Origin of the sequence: Streptomyces sp. NPDC050549, assembly GCF_040655035.1 — a bacterium.
Lineage (GTDB): Bacteria > Actinomycetota > Actinomycetes > Streptomycetales > Streptomycetaceae > Streptomyces.
Map to the genome: position 1 here is coordinate 12199 of NZ_JBFAJD010000030.1, position 16630 is coordinate 28828.

A 16630-nucleotide genomic window follows, 5' to 3' on the forward strand; every position below is an offset into this window, starting at 1 on the left:
GAGGCACACTGACGACATGCGCTTCCCGCACGTCCCCCGCCCCCGCAGCCTCGCCGGTCAGCTCTTCGGCATGCAGGCGGTGCTGATAGCGGTCGTCGTCGCCGGGTACGCGCTGTTCACCTACGTCAGCGACCGCAGCCAGGCCGAGGACGCGGCCGGCCGCCAGGCCACCGCCGTGGCCCGCTCGGTCGCGGACTCCCCGTCGGTGGTGGCGGCGATCGGTACGTCCGATCCCTCCGCGCACCTGGAGACGTACTCCCTGCGCGTCCAGCGGGACACCCAGGTCGACTTCGTCACGATCATGAACCCGAAGGGCATCCGCTGGACCCACCCGGACACGAAACAGATCGGCAAGAAGTTCCTCGGCCATATCGAGCCCGCCCTCAGGGGCGCGTCCTTCACCGAGACCTACACCGGTACGCTCGGCGCGTCCGTCCGCGCGGTCACCCCCATCTACGACACCGGGCACACCCGGATCATCGGCCTGGTCAGCGCCGGCATCCGGGTCGAGGCGATCACCCAGCGGGTGCAGGACCAGGTGACGGCCCTGATCGGCGTCGCGGCCGGCGCCCTGGCACTGGGTGCCGTAGGAACGTATGTCATCAACGCCCGCCTCCGCCGCCACACCCACAACATGAACGCGACCGAGCTGAGCCATATGCACGACTACCACCAGGCCGCGCTGCACGCGGTACGGGAAGGGCTGCTGATGCTCGACGGCCAGTACCGGGTGGCACTCATGAACGACGGCGGACGCGAACTCCTCGGAGTCACCGGGGACGTGGTCGGCCGCTCGGTCGCGGACCTGGGCCTGCCCGCACCGCTGACAGGGGCACTGCTGTCGTCGGAGGAACGGGTGGACGAGGTACACCTGACGGCATCACGGGTGCTGGTGGTGAACACCTCGCCGGTGTCGGGCGGCGAACGCCGGGGAACGGTGGTGACCTTGCGGGACGTCACCGAACTCCAGTCCCTGATGGGCGAGTTGGACTCGGAGCGCGGCTTCACGCAGGCGCTGCGCTCACAGGCGCACGAGGCGGCGAACCGCCTGCACACGGTGGTTTCGTTGATCGAACTCGGCCGGGCTGAGGAGGCGGTGGACTTCGCGACGGCGGAACTGGAGCTGGCCCAGACCCTGACCGACCAGGTGGTCGCGGCGGTCAACGAGCCTGTACTGGCTGCCCTGTTGCTGGGCAAGACAGCCCAGTCGAACGAGCGGGGCGTCGAGTTGGTGGTGTCCGAGGACAGCGGATTGGACGACGGCCTGCTGCCGGATTCGCTCTCCGCGAGGGACTTGGTGACAATCCTCGGCAACCTGATCGACAACGCGGTGGACGCGGCCCAGGGAAGCCTGCGGGCACGGGTCACGGTGACTGCGCGCACGGAGGCGGACGCGACGGGCTCGGGCTCGGGCTCCGAGCTGGTGCTGCGGGTGGCGGACACGGGGACGGGGGTGGACCCGGCCCACTCGGAGGCGGTCTTCCAGCGCGGCTTCTCGACGAAGCCGGCGGGACCGGGCGGACGGGGGCTTGGGCTGGCGTTGGTCCGGCAGGCGGTGAACCGGCACGGGGGGACGTTGACGGTGGCCGAGGCGGAGGGAGGCGGGGCGGCGTTCGAGGTGCGGTTGCCGTTGTGGAGGACGACGGGCGAGGGCGAGGGCGAGACCGGTGTCCGGGCATCGTCCCAGGGTTCTGTTTCCGAAGGTGGTACCTCATGACTACGGCCGACCCGATCCGCGTCCTCGTCGTCGAGGACGACCCCGTCGCCGCCGACGCGCACGTCATGTACGTAGGCCGGGTTCCGGGCTTCGTGGCGGTGGGCAAGGCGCACACGGGGGCGGAGGCGAGACGGGCGCTGGAACGTACGCAGGTGGATCTGCTGCTGCTGGATCTGCATCTGCCGGATGCGCACGGCCTGCAACTGGCTCGGTCGCTGCGGGCCGCCGGCTACCACGCGGACGTGATCGCGGTGACGTCGGCGCGGGATCTGGCGGTGGTGAGGGAAGGGGTGTCGCTGGGGGTCGTCCAGTACGTCCTGAAGCCGTTCACGTTCGCCACGCTGCGGGATCGTCTGGTCCGCTACGCCGAGTTCCACGCGGCGGCGGGCGAGGCGAGCGGCCAGGACGAGGTCGACCGGGCGTTGGCTGCGTTGCGCGCCCCTTCGCCTGCGGCGCTGCCGAAGGGGTTGAGCGCGCCGACGCTGGAGAAGGTGACCGTCGCTCTGCGGGACTGCGGGGAGGGGCTCACTGCGGCGGGGATTGCCGAGGCCGTGGGGATCTCGCGGATCACGGCTCGGCGGTACCTGGAGCATCTGGTGGAGGCGGGGAGGGCGGCGCGGAGTCCGCAGTACGGGACTGTGGGGCGACCCGAGTTGCAGTATCGGTGGGTCAAGGGGTAGGCGGGCGGGGCGAGTTGAGCGGTCGTGCGTAGCTCAGAACCTGGTGGCCGAGGCCGACGACGATGAGAGCCTCGACGACGGAGAGGGCGAGCAGGCCGGGTGTCGTCTGGCCTGCGGCCCAGTAGACGACGAGCCCGGCGAACGGGACGACGCAGAACGCCAGCAGGTCGACGGAGGACTGGATGACCTTGCGGGAGCGCCGGCGGGTGTCGGAACGGTGGGTGGTCTCCCACGCGAACACCTTCTCGGCGTGCGCGAGTTGGGCCAGCCGGGGCCCCAGGTCGTCCCGTACGTACGTCCCGATCGCGGAGATCTTCTCGTCGTTCACGAGGTAGGTCCAGCCGAGCACGACACACACCGGGGGCAGCGCGAGCAGCATCTCGGACTGCTTGGCCTGGGCCGCGGCGGCGATGACTGCGGCGACGATGGTGAGGGTGACGTAGAGGAGGTTGTCGCGGAAGCCGATGCGGGTCTTCTGCTCGTCCTTGACTGTCTGGTACTCGGCGAGGAGCAGTTGGGCCACGGTGACGTCTCGGTCCGGCACTCCTGTCCCCCTGTCTGGGTGCCAACACGGCATATGTGCAGGCCACTTGGAATACCTTAGGGGAGTGACGCAACCGATTGTCGCGGTGCTGACCGCGTTGCCGCTGGAGTACACGGCCGTGCGGGAGCATCTGACGGGCGCGCAGAAACAGGAACACCCCCGGTACGGGACTCTGGCCACGGTCGGCCGCCTGTCGGACACCCCCTGGCGCGTTGCCCTGCTGGAGCTGGGCGAGGGCAATCTGACGGCGGCCACGCTCACCGAGCGGATCATGTCGTGGCTGGAACCCGAGGCCGTGTTCTTCGTCGGGGTCGCCGGCGGTCTCAAACCCGACATCGGGCTGGGCGACGTCGTGGTGGCCACGAAGCTGTACGGCATCCACGGCGGCAAGGAGACGGACAAGGAGTTCCTGGTACGCCCCGAGGCGTGGCGGGCCTCGCACCGGCTGGAGCAGGCGGCGCGCGAGGCGTTGCGAGGGGATCCGCACGTCCACCTGAAGCCGATCGCCGCCGGGGACGTCGTACTGGCCTCCGCCCGGTCCGCACTGGCGGAACATCTGCGGACGCACTACGGCGACGCCGCCGCCATCGAGATGGAGGGGGCCGGAATCGCGAGTGCAGTGCATCTGGCGGGCGGGGACGCGCTGGTGATCCGGGGGATCAGCGACAAGGCCGACGCCAGGAAGTCCCGCGCCGATGCCGGCGGTTCACAGCCACGGGCCGCCGCGAACGCTGCCGCCGCGGCGATGGCGGTGTTGCGGGAACTGAGGCCGTTCCGGGCGCGGTCGGGGACTTCGGACCATGGGTCCGACGACTCCGAGGAGAGGCCCTTTCGCGGATCGACGTACGCGGGCGACCACCTCGACTTCCGGGGAAGCACCTTCAACGGGCCGTTCGTCGCGAAACGGGTGGAGCGGGGAGACCGGTAGCGGTCACTCACGACACGGTTCGACGCGTGGACCGGTGCCGGTCGCCACTGCCGCGTTGCCCGCGGCACCGGCCGGATTCACCGGGCGGGACGAGGACTTGGCGCGACTGTTCCCCGTACTGGACCCGGCCGCGGAGTCCGACCTGCCCGTGGTGATCTGTGCGGTCTCCGGGTTGGGGGGGCATCGGGAAGACGTCGTTGGCACTGTGTGCCGCGCATCGGGCGGTGCGGGACGGGTGGTTTCGCGGCGAAACGTTGTTCGTCGGCTTCGGTGCGGGGCCGGGTCCTCCGCAGACGGCGGCGGAGCAGCACGGGCTGTATCGGCGGCTGTTCCACCGACGCCGAACTCGACCGCCGGGCCCACCGCGAAGAGGAGAACGCCGCACGACAGGGGTGGCGCCTGCGGGGAGCATGGGAGGCCGCCGCCGCTCACCGGGAGCAGCTGCGCGACCGAGGCTGGGACCGGGACCGGCTGGCGGTCGTAGGCGCCGACATCGCCGAGTGGAGAACCCGAAGGACGCCGTGGACAAGAATCTGGAGACGACCCGTCAGAAGCGCCTGCGTCTGGTCACGGCCGCGATCGGCTGGGGCCGCAGTGACAGCGAGATCGCCACCCGCGCCAGGGTGCCCCGTCGGGCCGCGTACGAACTCCGCGACACCGTGGCCGCAGCCCGTCGTCGAACGACGGCTCGTCGGGCGCATCGAGCTGCGCGGACAGTCGCGCTCGCGTCGTCGGCCATCGGCACTCTCCCGTAGCCGGTCAGTTCGGGGGCACCCCGAGGAATCGCAGCACGGCGAGGACGCGTCGGTGGTCGGCGTCGGCGGCGGGCAGGCCGAGTTTGGCGAAGATGTTGTTGATGTGCTTGGCGACCGCGCTGTCACTGACCACCAGTGCCTCGGCGATCCCCGCGTTGGAGCGTCCCTCGGCCATCAGCGCCAGCACCTCTCGTTCACGGGGCGTCAGCCGCTCCAACGGGTCGCTGTGGCGGCGCAGCAGCAACTGGGCGACGACCTCGGGATCCAGCGCCGTGCCGCCGTCCGCGACCCGCCGTACCGCGGCGATGAACTCCTCCACGTCGGCGACACGTTGCTTGAGCAGGTAGCCGACTCCGTTGGTGTGGGCGGTCAGCAGATCGGCCGCGTACCGCTCCTCCACGTACTGCGAGAGCAGAACCACCGCCGTCTGGGGCCACTGACGGCGGATCACCAGCGCGGCGCGCACTCCCTCGTCGGTGAAGGCCGGTGGCATGCGGACATCGACCAGGGCAAGTTCGGGCCGGTGTTGCTCGACCGCGGTCAACAGGGCTTCCGCGTCACCCACGTCGGCTGCGATCAGGAAGCCGGCCATCTCGAGCACCTTGACGAGCCCGACGCGCAGCAGCACCGAGTCTTCTGCGATCACAGCTCGCACGGCAGCTCCGCGGTGAGGGTGGTCGGGCCCCCAGGGGGGCTGCTGACGCGGAACGTTCCGTCGACGGAGCCGACGCGTTTGGCCAGTCCGTTCAGCCCACTGCCGGCTGAGGCGTCGGCGCCACCGCTCCCGTCGTCGGTGACGTTCACGCGCAGCACCTTCCCGATCCGTTCGACGGTCACCTCCGCGCGGGTGGCGCGGGCGTGCTTGGTGACGTTGGTCAGCGCCTCGGAGACCACGAAATAGGCGACCGACTCCACGACGGGCGCCGCTCGATCTCCGATGTCGACGCGCAGGCGTACCGGCAACGGTACCCGGGCGGCCAGGCCGGACAGCGCAGCGTCCAGCCCTCGGTCTTCGAGGACCGCGGGGTGCAACCCCCGGACCAGGTCGTTGAGTTCGGCGATGGCCTCCTTCGCCTCGCGGTGTGCCTCGTCGATGGCGGTGCGGGCATCGTCCGGCAGGTCGGTGAGGGTTGCCCTGGCCAGTCCCAGATTGACCGCGAGGGAGACCAGGCGCTGCTGGGTGCCGTCGTGCAGGTCGCGTTCGATGCGGCGGCGCTCGCTGTCGACGGCTTCGATCAGGTCGGTGCGGCTCTCGGCCAGGTGCTCGACACGCTGCCGAAGCCGCTCGTTCCGGCTCGGCCCCAGCAGCGCCGGCGCGAGCCGGGCCTCGGTCCGGGCCGCCGCCCCGGCCAGCCAGGGTGCGCCGCACAGCAGCACGACGCCGCCGACGGTGTAGAAGAACGCCTGCGGGCGTTCCTCCCCCGGCAGCGCCCAGGCCCACCCGCAGGACGTGGCGCCCGCCACCGCCACGGCCCACGCCGCGAGCACCAGCAGTTCCAGCGCCGCCAGCAACGGCCCGAGCAGGAGGTGGTATCCGACCTGTCGCCAGGTCTGGGCCGAGGACAGCCACCGCTGGGCACGCCGGGGCCACCGTCGTTCCGGCGTCGCCGTCAGCCGGGGGACGTCCACACCGAGTAACGCTCGATAACGGTGCCGTTGAACAACGGTGAGCGCCGGAACGCCGACGAGGAACAGCGTGAACGGTATCGGGACCACGGCCCACGCGTTCGCCTTCACGACGATGGTCACGCCCCAGACCCACTGCGCCGTCAGGGCAAGGTGCAGTGGAATCCCGGCTGCCACGAAGCCGGTGTCCCGTCGCGCTCGAAGTAATGCGCGTCGCAGCATCCGGAAACTCCTCATGACGCGACGGTAGAACGCCTGGTGACGCACATGCCATGCACCGTGCATCCGGATCGATGGTGAAGCCAGTACCACCCCCAAGTCGGACCTTCGCGTTACCGACGCGCGCACCCGCCGCCCGGAAAGCTTGTCCATGTAAGGCACGCAAGCCCGCATCCGGGAGGAGACGCAGCCCCATGGCCCTCGTCGATTCGGCAGCTCGCGGTGCTGCGGACGCGCTGCCCGCCGCCATCGCGGACGTGCTCTTCTTGCCGCGCACCTCTGTGCTGCGAGAGCAAGGCACCATCGGCAGGAGGCGGTGGCCCGTCGTGGCGTTGATCGGGTGCGGCCTCGTGCTGCTGCCCTGGCTGCTGGTGCTGGCGGCCACGCTGCCCACCGCGCCCAGGGTCCCGCACTGGTCGGCCGCGTGGCTGGGGCTGGATGCGCTGGAGGCCCTGGGCCTCATCTCCACCGGAGCACTGCTGCTGCGCCGGGATCCTCGGCACCCGATCACCGCGGCGGCAACCGCCGCGCTGCTGATCGTCGACGCCTGGTTCGACATCGTCACCTCTGCCCGCGGAGCCGAACTCGCCGCAGCGATCGCGATGGCCGCCGTCGCGGAGCTACCGGTGGCGGCCTTGTGCGTCGTGCTGGCCACCGCTTCCTGCCGCCCCGGCCACGATCGTCCGCCCCACCATCGCCGACCCGATGTCACTGCGGGTGCTGCCGCCACGCCCCCGCCCACACCTCTGGAGGAGACCACGATGACCGAGCAACCCCCGGCACCGGCAAAACGCCCCCAGCCCACCGAGCACAGGGAAGGCGGGGGCGAGGACGCCATCGTGGACCTGTTCGTCGAACGGTTCGGGGACCGGATCGACGACCGCGTCGCCGCGTCGTTCGACGAGTTGTGCGCCGAGCGGCTGGCGGAGCCCGGCCCTCTTCAGCGAGCTGTGGTCCGCGACCGAAGGGCGGAGCTCAGGGTCCTGTTGCTCTCACTGATCCTCGGCACCGTCGCAACAACCTTCGCTCCCGGCGGGACCACCGCACTGCTCATCTCCTGGGCCGGACTGGTGGTCCTCAACCTCGCCAACCTCTTCCGCCCACGCTGACACCCGACTCGGTCCGTCCCGGGAGGCTCACACCAACCGACGCTCCGTCGCCGCCCCCGCTGTGTCTTCGGCGGTCCTGCAAGAGGGCCGCGGGCCTCCGGGCCCGGCATGACCGCCAGCTCTGCGAGGCACGGACGTCTGGTGGCGACTCCACGGCCTCGTTCGAGAGTCCGGGCTGAGCATGGCACGGGAAGACATGGCGCTGCAGGAGGAAGACGAGGCCGTACGAGAACGGCTTCTGGAGTTCCACCTGCGACGGGTGACCGAGGCCGACAGACGCTTGCGGTGGGTACCGGTACCGGGGAAGCCGGAACCCAAGCGGTTCGCGAGTCGAACAGAGGCGCCGGCCTGGCTGGATGGGGAGCGACCGGGTCTGGCGTCAGCCGCGAGGTGGGCCCGGGAAGAACGCCGACCGCGCCAAAGAGGCCGTCAAGGCCCACACTCGCGCAATTGATCTGCGCCAGGCTTACTGCGAGGCCAAGGCATTGGATCACGTCGGAAGCGTCCTGCTGGAAGCGGCCGATGCGGAAGAGGCGATTGAGGCATACGGCATCGCCGCGGAGAGTCGCCGGGGCTCAGGGGACTGGTGCGAAGCGAGGCAGACTCCCACTCACCTGGCCCGCGCTCACACAATTGCCGGCCATGCCGCCGAAGCCCACAGCACCTACCTCCAGGCTTCCGAAGCCTTCACCCGAGCCAACGCTCCCACCGAAGCCGCCGACGCCCAATCCCGCGCAGACTCATTGACCTGACTAGACCACTCCACTTACCTTCACCGGGCAGCCATTCCCCCAGGCCCAGGTCACAACGATGTGAGCCGTAGGAGGTCGTGCCCGTGCGCCCCACCGCCGTCACCCTCGCAGCCATCTCAGCCCTAGCCCTCGCCGCAACAACCCTCACGGCCTGCAGCAGCGGATCCGGCAGCAGCCCGGACACCGTCAAGATCTCCTTCAAACAGTCGACGGACAACTCCATCAAGGTGATGGACACTTACCTCGCCGACATGAAGAAGCAGTTCGAGAAGCAGTACCCCGGCAAGAAGGTCGAGCTCGTCCCGATCAAGGCCCCGGACTCGGAGTACTACACCAAGCTCCAGCAGATGCTCCGCTCCCCGAAGACGGCCCCGGACCTGGTCTACGAGGACACGTTCCTCATCAACAGCGACATCACGTCCGGCTACCTCAAGCCCCTCGACTCCTACCTCTCCAAGTGGCCGGACTGGAACCAGTTCGTCGACACGGCGAAGTCGGCCGCCAAGGCCGAGGACGGGAAGACGTACGGCGTCCCGGACGGGACGGACACCCGCGGGCTCTGGTTCGACAAGGGAATCTTCAAGAAGGCGGGCCTGTCCGCGAATTGGCAGCCGAAGACCTGGGCCGACGTCCTCGCCGCGGCCCGTACGATCAAGCAGAAGGTCCCGAACGTCACCCCCCTCAACGTCTACACGGGCAAACCGGCCGGCGAAGCGGCCACCATGCAGGGCTTCGAGATGCTGCTCTACGGCACCAACGACGGCACCACGGACCCCCTTTACGACAAGTCGTCGAAGAAGTGGATCGCGGGAAGCCAAGGTTTCAAGGACGCCCTCTCCTTCGTCCACACGGTCTACAAGGAGAAGCTCGGCCCGGACGTCTCCGACGCGCTCGACCCCAACATCCAGACCTACGTGGCCGGTGAACTCCTCCCCAAGGGCAAACTCGGCATCGCCCTCGACGGATCGTGGCTGCCGCAGGCGTGGTTGAAGGGCAGCGGTCATGAATGGCCGGACTGGTCACAGGAGTTGGGCCTCGCGTACATGCCCACGCAGACCGGCCAGGCCCCCGGCAAGGTGAGCATGTCCGGCGGCTGGACCTGGGCGATCCCCTCCAAGGCCGGCAACCCCGACCTCGCCTTCGACTTCATCAAGACGATGCAGACGAAGGCGAACGCGGAGAAGTGGTACATCGCCAACTCCGGTATCTCCGTTCGGAAGGACGTCGCCGCAGACCCCGCCTACGCCAACGCCCAGCCCGGCATCAAGTTCTTCACGGACCTGGTGGCGAGCACGCACTACCGCCCCGCCTACCCGGCGTACCCGAAGGTCTCCACCGCGATCCAGGAGGCGATGGAGGGAGTGACGACGGGCGACATGTCGGTTGACAAGGCAGCGAGTTCGTACGACGACGAGCTCAAGTCGGCCACAGACAACCAGGTCACCCAGAAGTGACCACCGCACCCCGGCAAGCGGCGGGCCCGGACGCGACGAAGTCCGCCCCGGGCCCGGCTCCCCGACAGCCCGCGCACCAGCGACAACACCCCCGCAGCGACCACCCCGCCCTCCGCCGAGTCCTCACCCAACTCCTCCCCCTCTCCCCCGCCCTGACCCTCCTGCTCCTCTTCCTGGCCGTCCCGATCGGCTACTGCGCCTACATCGCCTTCACCGACCTCCAACTCACCGGCCAGGCCCACTCGTCCTTCGTGGGCTTCGCGAATTTCCGTACGGCCTTCAAGGACTCGGAATTCCTCAACGCGGTCTGGCTGACACTGGTGTTCACGGTGTTGTCGTCCCTGATCGGCCAGAACACCCTCGGCCTGGCGCTCGCGACCCTCATGCAACGCGCCTCAAAGCCGGTCCGCACCCTCACCGGCGCGATCGTGATCACGGCCTGGGTCCTCCCGGAGGTCGTGGCCGGCTTCCTCCTCTACGCCTTCTTCCGCCGCGAAGGCACCCTGAACGCCATCCTGGACTGGCTCCATCTCCCGTCCCAGAACTGGCTGTTCACGCTCCCGATCCTGGCGGTGTCGTTCGCGAACGTATGGCGGGGAACGGCCTTCTCGATGCTGGTCTACTCAGCGGCCCTCAACGAGATCCCCAAGGAGATCACGGAGGCGGCGGAGGTCGACGGCGCGGGCGGCTGGCGCCGTATGTGGCACATCACGCTCCCGATGATCCGCCGCTCGATCGGCACGAACCTCATGCTCAACACCCTCCAGACCCTCTCCGTCTTCGGACTGATCTGGGTGATGACGAGAGGCGGCCCGGGAAACAAGAGCCAGACCCTCCCCCTCTACATGTACGAACAGGCCTTCCAGAACAGCATGATCGGCTACGCCACGGCGGTCGCCCTGCTCCTGCTCCTGGTCGGCTCCCTCTTCTCGGTGATCTACATGCGCCTGCTGCGGACGGAGGTCTGACCCATGGCACTCACCCTTTCCTCCCGCCGCACGACCCGACGCCTGGCGGCGGACGCGGGGCTGCTGGTGGTCGCGGCGACGTTCGTGCTCCCGTTGCTCTGGGTGGTCCTGTCGTCCCTCGACGCCCACGCGAACCTCAAGGTGAAGGCCCCCGACGGCCTGACCCTGGACAACTTCCACGCGATCCTGAACTCGGACATCACCTTCACACCCCTCCTCAACAGCCTGATCCTGTGCGGATGCGGAACGCTGCTGACGGTGGTGTGCTCGGCGCTGGCGGCGTATCCGCTTTCCCGCTTCCGGTCGAGGCTCAATCGCCCGTTCCTACTGACGATCCTCTTCGCGACGAGCCTTCCGATCACCGCGATCATGGTGCCGGTGTACGCGTTGTTCGTGCAGGTGAACCTCATCGACACCATGCAGGGCACGATCTTCTTCTTCGCCGCCTCCCAACTCCCCTTCGCCATCTGGCTGATGAAGAACTTCATGGACGGCGTACCGAAGGAGCTGGAGGAGGCGGCGTGGACGGACGGCGCGTCGTCATTCCAGTCCCTCGTGCGGATCGTTCTTCCGCTGATGGGACCGGGCGTCGCGGTGGTGACCGTCTTCTCGTTCGTGATGATGTGGGGGAACTTCTTCGTCCCGTTCATGCTGCTGCTCACACCGGATCAGATGCCGGCGAGCGTGAGCATCAATGAGTTCTTCGGGAATCGGGGGATGGTGGCGTATGGGCAGTTGGCCGCGTTCTCGGTTGTTTATTCGACGCCGGTGATTTTGTTGTATGTGCTGGTGGCGCGGCGGTTGGGTGGGGGGTTTGCTTTGGGTGGGGCTGTTAAGGGGTGATCTCTTCGGCCCAGGTACGGGCTTGGGCGGCTTCGGCAGGAGCGTTGGCTCGGGTGTAGGCGTCAGTCGACTGGAGGTAGCAGGTGCGGGCCTCAGCAGGGCGGGCGGCATGCTGGTAGGCGAGAGCCAGGTTGCAAAGAGTGCGGCCCACTCGGTACCAGTCCTCGAACTCCCGGAAGCCCTCCAGGGCCTTCTCGTACGCCTCAACCGCCTCCTCCACCAGACCCGTGGCTCGTAAGGCGGCGCCGAGGTTGTTCCAGGCAGTGGCCTCGCCATGGCGGTCTCCAACGGTCTGGAACAGGTCTCGGGCACGGGTGTGCGCGTCGACAGCCTCCCCCGCCCGGCCCGCCTCCCCCAGAGCGAAGCCGAGGTTGTTCCACGCCATGGCCTCGCTCTGGCGGTTCCTCTCGGTCTGGAACAGGTCACGGGCCCGAGTGTGGGCCTCGATCGCCTCCTCCGCCCGGCCCGCCTCTCCCAGGGCGCTTCCGAGGTTGTTCCACACGATGGCCTCGCGGTGCTGATCCCCGGCGGCCTGGCACAGGTCGCGGGCGCGAGTATGGGCGTCGACAGCCTCCTCCGCCCGGCCCGCCTCCCGCAGGGCGAGGCCGAGGCTATTCCACGCGCTGGCCTCGTCCACCTTATTACCGGCGCGGTGGGCGGCTTCCCGCGCGACACCGCACACCGTGATCAAGTCGTCGAAAGAGCGCCGCCAGTCCAGATACTCCGCCAGACACTGCGACAGCCGCACCGCCGTGTCCGCGAACCGATCCTCCCGCGCCCACTGCACCGCCGCCACCAGCCCCGCCCGCTCGGAGTCCAGCCACGCCAACGCCTCCGCCCGATCCCCGAACCGCTCCGGCTCCGGTCTCCCCGGCAGCCACCGCAGCCAGGCGTCCGCCGTCCTCGCCCACCGCAGATAGAACTCCAGCACCCGCTCCCGCGCTTCCTCCCCCTCCTCCCACAACCTCACATTCCCCTCAACCACACTCACCCCGAACACCCGCACCAAGTCATGCAACCGCCACCGCCCACGCCCACTCCCCCGCTCAACAAGATGAGCCCGAGACAACGCATCGAGCACCCGCACCGGCGCAGCATCCGCCCCGTCCAGCACGACAACGACCTCGTCCGTCACCTCGGGCCCCGGAGCCAGGGCCAACAGCCGTAGCAACCGCGCCTGTTCAGCCGGCAGACGCCCATACGACAAGTCAAAGGCGGCCCGCACACTGCGCTCACCGTCGTCGAGGTGCAGGAGCCGGTCACCGGACTCGGCAAGTTCCGCCACCAGTTCGGCCACGGTCTTGTCCCTGTCGAAGACGAGCAAAGCCGAAGCGATCTGAAGGGCAAGGGGCAAATGCCCACAGAGCAAGGCGAGTTCGGCAGCCGCCTCCCCCTCATCCACCACCCGCGCATCCCCCGGAGCGGCGATCCGCAACGCCCGGTCCAGAAGGTCGTACGCCTCTCCCCGACTCAACTCCCCCAACGCCAGCAGCCGCGCCCCCAGTTGAGGCAACTTGCTCCGCGAAGTGGCAAGCAGCCGATGCCGCCCACCCCCGGGATGCAACGGACGCACCTGCTCAGCCGAGGACGCGTTGTCGGCCAGGACCAGCACCGCCCCCAACTCCCGCTCCCGCGCGGCGAGTACCGATCGATACAACGCAGCCCGCGCATCCGCCCCGTTAGGAATGTGTTCCGGCGGCGTCCCCAGCCCCCTCAGCAGAGTCTCCAGCGCCTGTTCCGCCGTAACGCGATCATCGTCGTACCCATGCAAATTGACGAAGAGCACACCACCCGGGAACCACCCCTTGCCGCGGGCCGCGTGCGCCGCCTCCACCGCAAGCGCGGTTTTCCCAATCCCCCCGAGCCCAGACACCGCAGCAACCAGCACGGCACCCGGCGCTTCGCCGCTCCCACCCGGGTCGAACGCGCCGAGCAGCTCCCCGAGTTGGTCACTACGACCGGTGAACCCGGCCACCTTAGGAGGCAAGGCATCGAGTGCGGTGGGCGCCAGCCCGTGCTGGTGGTACTCCGCCTTCGCGGTGAAGGGGCCGTTGAACTTCCCGCCCCGGAAATCCTGATGATCCCCGCCGTACTGCTCACCCATCGTGCCGTCCCCGTGCCGCCGCCCCCGAATCGCGTGCCAATACGGTACGCCCACGGCCCCCGCCCAACACCCGCTCTGGCCAGGCGACTTGGCAGTACCGTGAAGAGGTGCCCGACACACCGCCCACGGTCGCCGTCCTGACCGCGCAGCCGCTCGAATACACGGCAGAACGTGGCAGCGCCCTGCGGAAGAAGGGCCGGATGGCGGAGGCGGTCGAGGCGTACGCGAAGGCGCTGGAGGTCTACCAGGAGTTCGAAGACTGGTACTGGACGGGCAAGGTCCTCTACAACCTCGCCCTGCTCCACGGGGACGCCGGCCGCTCTCCCGAGGCCCACACCTGCTTCCTCCAGTCAGCCGACGCCTTTACCCGAGCCAACGCCCCCACCGAAGCGGCCCAAGCCCGCGCCCGGGCCGCAGAACAGCAATAACCACCACTCTCCCGCATCCACCCACACCCCAACACCTGCAACGCCGCCTGCCACGGCACATGCCAGCCCGCCGCCAATCGGCAAGGGGAGTACCACGCACGCCCGTCCGGTTAGTCGTGAACTGGCGCTAAACCTCGCCACGCACGATCAACGTCCCAATACGGCCAAGCTCAGGCGCATCAAGAACGGCCGCCACAGCCGCCGCGAACCCGGCCCGAGTCAGCAACCGTTCCCAAACAGCAGGCCGATAGCTGTACCGGTACGTGAACATCGCCTTGCCCGCGAAGCCCCCCTTGTACATGCCCTGCGGTCCGTACGCGCCAGGAATGGCCGGCGGCTGCGAAAACACAAAGACACCACCCGGGTTGAGTCGTGCCCGTACGAGCGGGAAGAGCCGACTCGGGTCGGTGAACCAGGCCGCGCCGAAGATCGAGTAGACCGCGTCGTAGCTGTCCTCGCACGAGCCGAGATACTCCAAGACCTCCCCACAAGCGAACTGGGCGCCGGTACCGCCCCACCGTTCGCTCACCTTCTTGACCATGACCGGCGAGAGGTCGACGCCCTGCGCACTGACGCCCCGCCCTGCAAGGTGCGCGAGTGCACGACCGGTCCCGCACCCGATCTCCAGCACACTGCGTGGATCGCCGAGCAGTTCGGGACCGGGGCCATGACCGGCGTACTGCGTCCAGCAGAACGTGGGCTCGGCATCGTCCTTGAACGCGGCCTCGGCGTAGGCGTCCCACAGTTCGGTCCCGGCCGGGATGTCGTGGGGTACGGGCACGGCGTCGTTCCTCTGCGTCATGTCGGAAGGCTGGGGCCCCCGCCCTCCCGGGGAGCGGAAGAGCGGGGGCCGACTGTAGCGGGTGGTCAGTGGCTGTCGGGGACCTTGTCGTCGCACGGCGAGCAGTCCGTGCCGTCGATGGCCCACAACTCCTCGTCCACGGGCCGGCCTTGACTTTTCAGGAAGTTGCCGGTGCGCAGACACAGGCCGTCGAGGCCACCCCGTGCGCAGCGAATACAAGATGCCGGGCGAGCCTGACGTGTGGCCGAAGGCGGACGTGATCGCGGTCGCGCCGGCGACCTTCAACACGATCAACTCGTGGGCACTCGGGCTGACCCACGACTTCGTGGTCGGCGTCGTCGCCGAAGGTATCGGCAAGGGCATCCCCATCGTCGCCATGCCCTGCGTCAACTCGGCGTACGTGCAGCACCGGCAGTTCGAGCGCAGCGTCGCCGAGCTGCGTGCCATGGGCGTACAACTCCTCTACGGCGAGGGCGGCTTCGTGCCGAACCAGCCCGGGCAGGGCAAGCCGAGGGAATTCCCCTGGACGCTGGTGCTCGACGCCGCCGTGGACGCGGTGCGCACCTGAACCACTGACCGGCGGTCAGCGGCCGTCGGGCCGACAAGCCCGCCCCACACCCACCGTCGATATCCCGCCACCCCCACTTCCCCCCACACCCGATCATCACCCCCACCACAAACGCACTCCTCTTCGACCCCCGCCCACACACTCGGGACCGCCGCACCACCCCCCACTCCCTCGGCCAATGCCCCCCGCTCCGGCAAATGGCAAGGTAGAGCGGCATATTCACCACCCCCAGGTCACCATCCGACTCCCCCAGCCATCACTCACCGTCACCATCCACCGCCGGCCCAGCCGCATTCGATCTCCCCCACCCGATCGAATCCGTACATTCATACAATCCGTAATCCTGGCCGAACAGACCGTAGTCACCGCACCCAGGCGCCCCTAACTTGTGCCCCGTGCGCCGACCCTCAGCTCAACCCAGCCAGTCCACGCCGCCCACACCGCCGTTCAACGCCCCCGCCGCGCGCAGGCTCAGGACCGCTCTGAACATGGGTCCCGAACACGTCGCGTACGGAATGCGTGCCTCGTTCGGGCTGCCCTATGTCACTCCGGACCTGGTCATCGCCTGGGAGCGTGGGCTCACCGCTCCGTCGAGTCCCGAACTCACCGCGCTCGCGGGTGTGTTGTGGTGTTCCGCGAGTGAACTCATCGGCAGGCCACGCACGCTGCGTGAGCACCGGCTCGCCCGTGGCCTCGCGCCGGAGGACATCGCGCGTGCCGTCGGGCTCGAACTCCTCGTGTATTTGCGGATGGAGGAGAACGACGAGTGGCGCGGCACCGAGCGCCAGTCCGCCGCGCTCGCCGATGTGCTCGACCTCTCGCTGCCCGACTTCATCAGCGTCACCGGACGCAACGCCAAGCTCGCGGAGTTGCTGCGCAGCGCGGTGACCACCCGCTGGCAGGCCTACGTACGGCCGATCGGCAAAATGGTGCCCCTGGACCGGCACCTCCTGGAGGACTCCCTCAAGGAACTCCACCAGGACTACCAGGGGCAGATGCTCGCCACCCTCAGCTGGGCCGGCGGCAACTCCCCCGGCGACGCGAGCGAGGCCGGCCGCGACTTCCTCGACCAGATCATCGACCGCTTCTGGGCCATGGTCGAGAGGAGTACGTACTAGCCCTCCGTCCCACTA

Annotated in this window: 16 protein-coding genes and 1 pseudogene; 12 read left to right on the forward strand and 5 right to left on the reverse strand. The window is 68.8% G+C overall.

The window, feature by feature from the left end; all coding sequences use genetic code 11:
* Positions 1–16 precede the first annotated feature (16 nt).
* Together AB0I51_RS33730 and AB0I51_RS33735 are read left to right on the forward strand one after the other, a co-directional pair.
* Positions 17–1717, forward strand: a complete 1701-nt coding sequence (locus AB0I51_RS33730) for a sensor histidine kinase (protein WP_362981794.1) — start codon at positions 17–19, stop codon at positions 1715–1717.
* A complete protein-coding gene (locus AB0I51_RS33735; protein WP_362981796.1) occupies positions 1714–2397 on the forward strand; it encodes a response regulator in 684 nt (227 codons plus the stop codon). The genes AB0I51_RS33730 and AB0I51_RS33735 overlap by 4 nt, the downstream gene beginning before the upstream one ends.
* Here AB0I51_RS33735 and AB0I51_RS33740 read toward each other — a convergent pair.
* Positions 2387–2941 carry a hypothetical protein gene (locus AB0I51_RS33740; protein WP_362981798.1) on the reverse strand — a complete coding sequence of 185 codons (555 nt, stop codon included), beginning with the start codon at positions 2939–2941 and terminating at the stop codon, positions 2387–2389. The two genes, AB0I51_RS33735 and AB0I51_RS33740, sit on opposite strands and share 11 nt — an antisense overlap.
* Before the next feature lie 64 nt (positions 2942–3005).
* Here AB0I51_RS33740 and AB0I51_RS33745 point away from each other — a divergent pair, with 64 nt between their 5' ends.
* Both AB0I51_RS33745 and AB0I51_RS33750 read left to right on the forward strand, forming a co-directional pair.
* The gene (locus tag AB0I51_RS33745) at positions 3006–3869 is read left to right on the forward strand and encodes a 5'-methylthioadenosine/S-adenosylhomocysteine nucleosidase (protein WP_362981800.1); all 864 of its coding nucleotides are present in this window, start codon (positions 3006–3008) and stop codon (positions 3867–3869) included.
* 521 nt (positions 3870–4390) lie between these two features.
* Positions 4391–4624, forward strand: coding sequence for a hypothetical protein (locus AB0I51_RS33750; RefSeq protein WP_362981802.1), 234 nt, complete (start codon positions 4391–4393; stop codon positions 4622–4624).
* A 4-nt stretch (positions 4625–4628) separates the two neighbouring features.
* On the opposite strand, the gene AB0I51_RS33755 is transcribed toward AB0I51_RS33750, so the two are convergent.
* Complete coding sequence (locus AB0I51_RS33755; protein WP_362981804.1) at positions 4629–5279, reverse strand: response regulator transcription factor; 651 nt, start codon at positions 5277–5279, stop codon at positions 4629–4631.
* Positions 5267–6472 carry a histidine kinase gene (locus AB0I51_RS33760; protein ID WP_362981806.1) on the reverse strand — a complete coding sequence of 402 codons (1206 nt, stop codon included), beginning with the start codon at positions 6470–6472 and terminating at the stop codon, positions 5267–5269. Before AB0I51_RS33760 ends, AB0I51_RS33755 begins: the two co-directional genes overlap by 13 nt.
* Positions 6473–6663: 191 nt before the next feature.
* Here AB0I51_RS33760 and AB0I51_RS33765 point away from each other — a divergent pair, with 191 nt between their 5' ends.
* From AB0I51_RS33765 to AB0I51_RS33785, 5 genes are all read left to right on the forward strand, one after another.
* A complete protein-coding gene (locus AB0I51_RS33765; protein WP_362981808.1) occupies positions 6664–7578 on the forward strand; it encodes a hypothetical protein in 915 nt (304 codons plus the stop codon).
* A 356-nt stretch (positions 7579–7934) separates the two neighbouring features.
* A complete protein-coding gene (locus AB0I51_RS33770) occupies positions 7935–8330 on the forward strand; it encodes a hypothetical protein (RefSeq protein WP_362981810.1) in 396 nt (131 codons plus the stop codon).
* A gap of 83 nt (positions 8331–8413) precedes the next feature.
* Positions 8414–9784 carry an extracellular solute-binding protein gene (locus AB0I51_RS33775; protein ID WP_362981812.1) on the forward strand — a complete coding sequence of 457 codons (1371 nt, stop codon included), beginning with the start codon at positions 8414–8416 and terminating at the stop codon, positions 9782–9784.
* A 152-nt stretch (positions 9785–9936) separates the two neighbouring features.
* Positions 9937–10752: a sugar ABC transporter permease gene (locus AB0I51_RS33780; RefSeq protein ID WP_362981952.1), complete on the forward strand. Its 816-nt coding sequence runs from the start codon at positions 9937–9939 to the stop codon at positions 10750–10752.
* A 3-nt stretch (positions 10753–10755) separates the two neighbouring features.
* Positions 10756–11595 carry a carbohydrate ABC transporter permease gene (locus AB0I51_RS33785; protein ID WP_362981814.1) on the forward strand — a complete coding sequence of 280 codons (840 nt, stop codon included), beginning with the start codon at positions 10756–10758 and terminating at the stop codon, positions 11593–11595.
* On the opposite strand, the gene AB0I51_RS33790 is transcribed toward AB0I51_RS33785, so the two are convergent.
* On the reverse strand, positions 11585–13699 hold the full coding sequence (locus AB0I51_RS33790; RefSeq protein WP_362981816.1) for a tetratricopeptide repeat protein: 2115 nt from the start codon (positions 13697–13699) through the stop codon (positions 11585–11587). The two genes, AB0I51_RS33785 and AB0I51_RS33790, sit on opposite strands and share 11 nt — an antisense overlap.
* Before the next feature lie 107 nt (positions 13700–13806).
* Here AB0I51_RS33790 and AB0I51_RS33795 point away from each other — a divergent pair, with 107 nt between their 5' ends.
* The gene (locus AB0I51_RS33795; protein ID WP_362981818.1) at positions 13807–14127 is read left to right on the forward strand and encodes a tetratricopeptide repeat protein; all 321 of its coding nucleotides are present in this window, start codon (positions 13807–13809) and stop codon (positions 14125–14127) included.
* 127 nt (positions 14128–14254) lie between these two features.
* On the opposite strand, the gene AB0I51_RS33800 is transcribed toward AB0I51_RS33795, so the two are convergent.
* Positions 14255–14908 carry a class I SAM-dependent methyltransferase gene (locus AB0I51_RS33800; RefSeq protein ID WP_362981820.1) on the reverse strand — a complete coding sequence of 218 codons (654 nt, stop codon included), beginning with the start codon at positions 14906–14908 and terminating at the stop codon, positions 14255–14257.
* Between the two features lie 214 nt (positions 14909–15122).
* Here AB0I51_RS33800 and AB0I51_RS33805 point away from each other — a divergent pair.
* Together AB0I51_RS33805 and AB0I51_RS33810 are read left to right on the forward strand one after the other, a co-directional pair.
* A pseudogene (locus tag AB0I51_RS33805) lies at positions 15123–15497 on the forward strand (flavoprotein); the annotation flags it as partial.
* Between the two features lie 488 nt (positions 15498–15985).
* Entirely contained in the window at positions 15986–16615 is a 630-nt protein-coding gene (locus AB0I51_RS33810) for a helix-turn-helix transcriptional regulator (protein WP_362981954.1), read from the forward strand.
* The last annotated feature ends 15 nt before the right edge of the window (positions 16616–16630 follow it).

What these genes read in the sequence shown, in the direction of transcription:
- AB0I51_RS33730 (WP_362981794.1), top strand. Translation starts at nt 17, where the DNA reads ATGCGCTTCCCGCACGTCCCCCGCCCCCGCAGCCTCGCCGGTCAGCTC.
- AB0I51_RS33735 (WP_362981796.1), top strand. Translation starts at nt 1,714, where the DNA reads ATGACTACGGCCGACCCGATCCGCGTCCTCGTCGTCGAGGACGACCCC.
- AB0I51_RS33760 (WP_362981806.1), bottom strand. Translation starts at nt 6,472, where the DNA reads ATGCTGCGACGCGCATTACTTCGAGCGCGACGGGACACCGGCTTCGTG.
- AB0I51_RS33765 (WP_362981808.1), top strand. Translation starts at nt 6,664, where the DNA reads ATGGCCCTCGTCGATTCGGCAGCTCGCGGTGCTGCGGACGCGCTGCCC.
- AB0I51_RS33770 (WP_362981810.1), top strand. Translation starts at nt 7,935, where the DNA reads ATGGGGAGCGACCGGGTCTGGCGTCAGCCGCGAGGTGGGCCCGGGAAG.
- AB0I51_RS33785 (WP_362981814.1), top strand. Translation starts at nt 10,756, where the DNA reads ATGGCACTCACCCTTTCCTCCCGCCGCACGACCCGACGCCTGGCGGCG.
- AB0I51_RS33790 (WP_362981816.1), bottom strand. Translation starts at nt 13,699, where the DNA reads ATGGGTGAGCAGTACGGCGGGGATCATCAGGATTTCCGGGGCGGGAAG.
- AB0I51_RS33810 (WP_362981954.1), top strand. Translation starts at nt 15,986, where the DNA reads ATGGGTCCCGAACACGTCGCGTACGGAATGCGTGCCTCGTTCGGGCTG.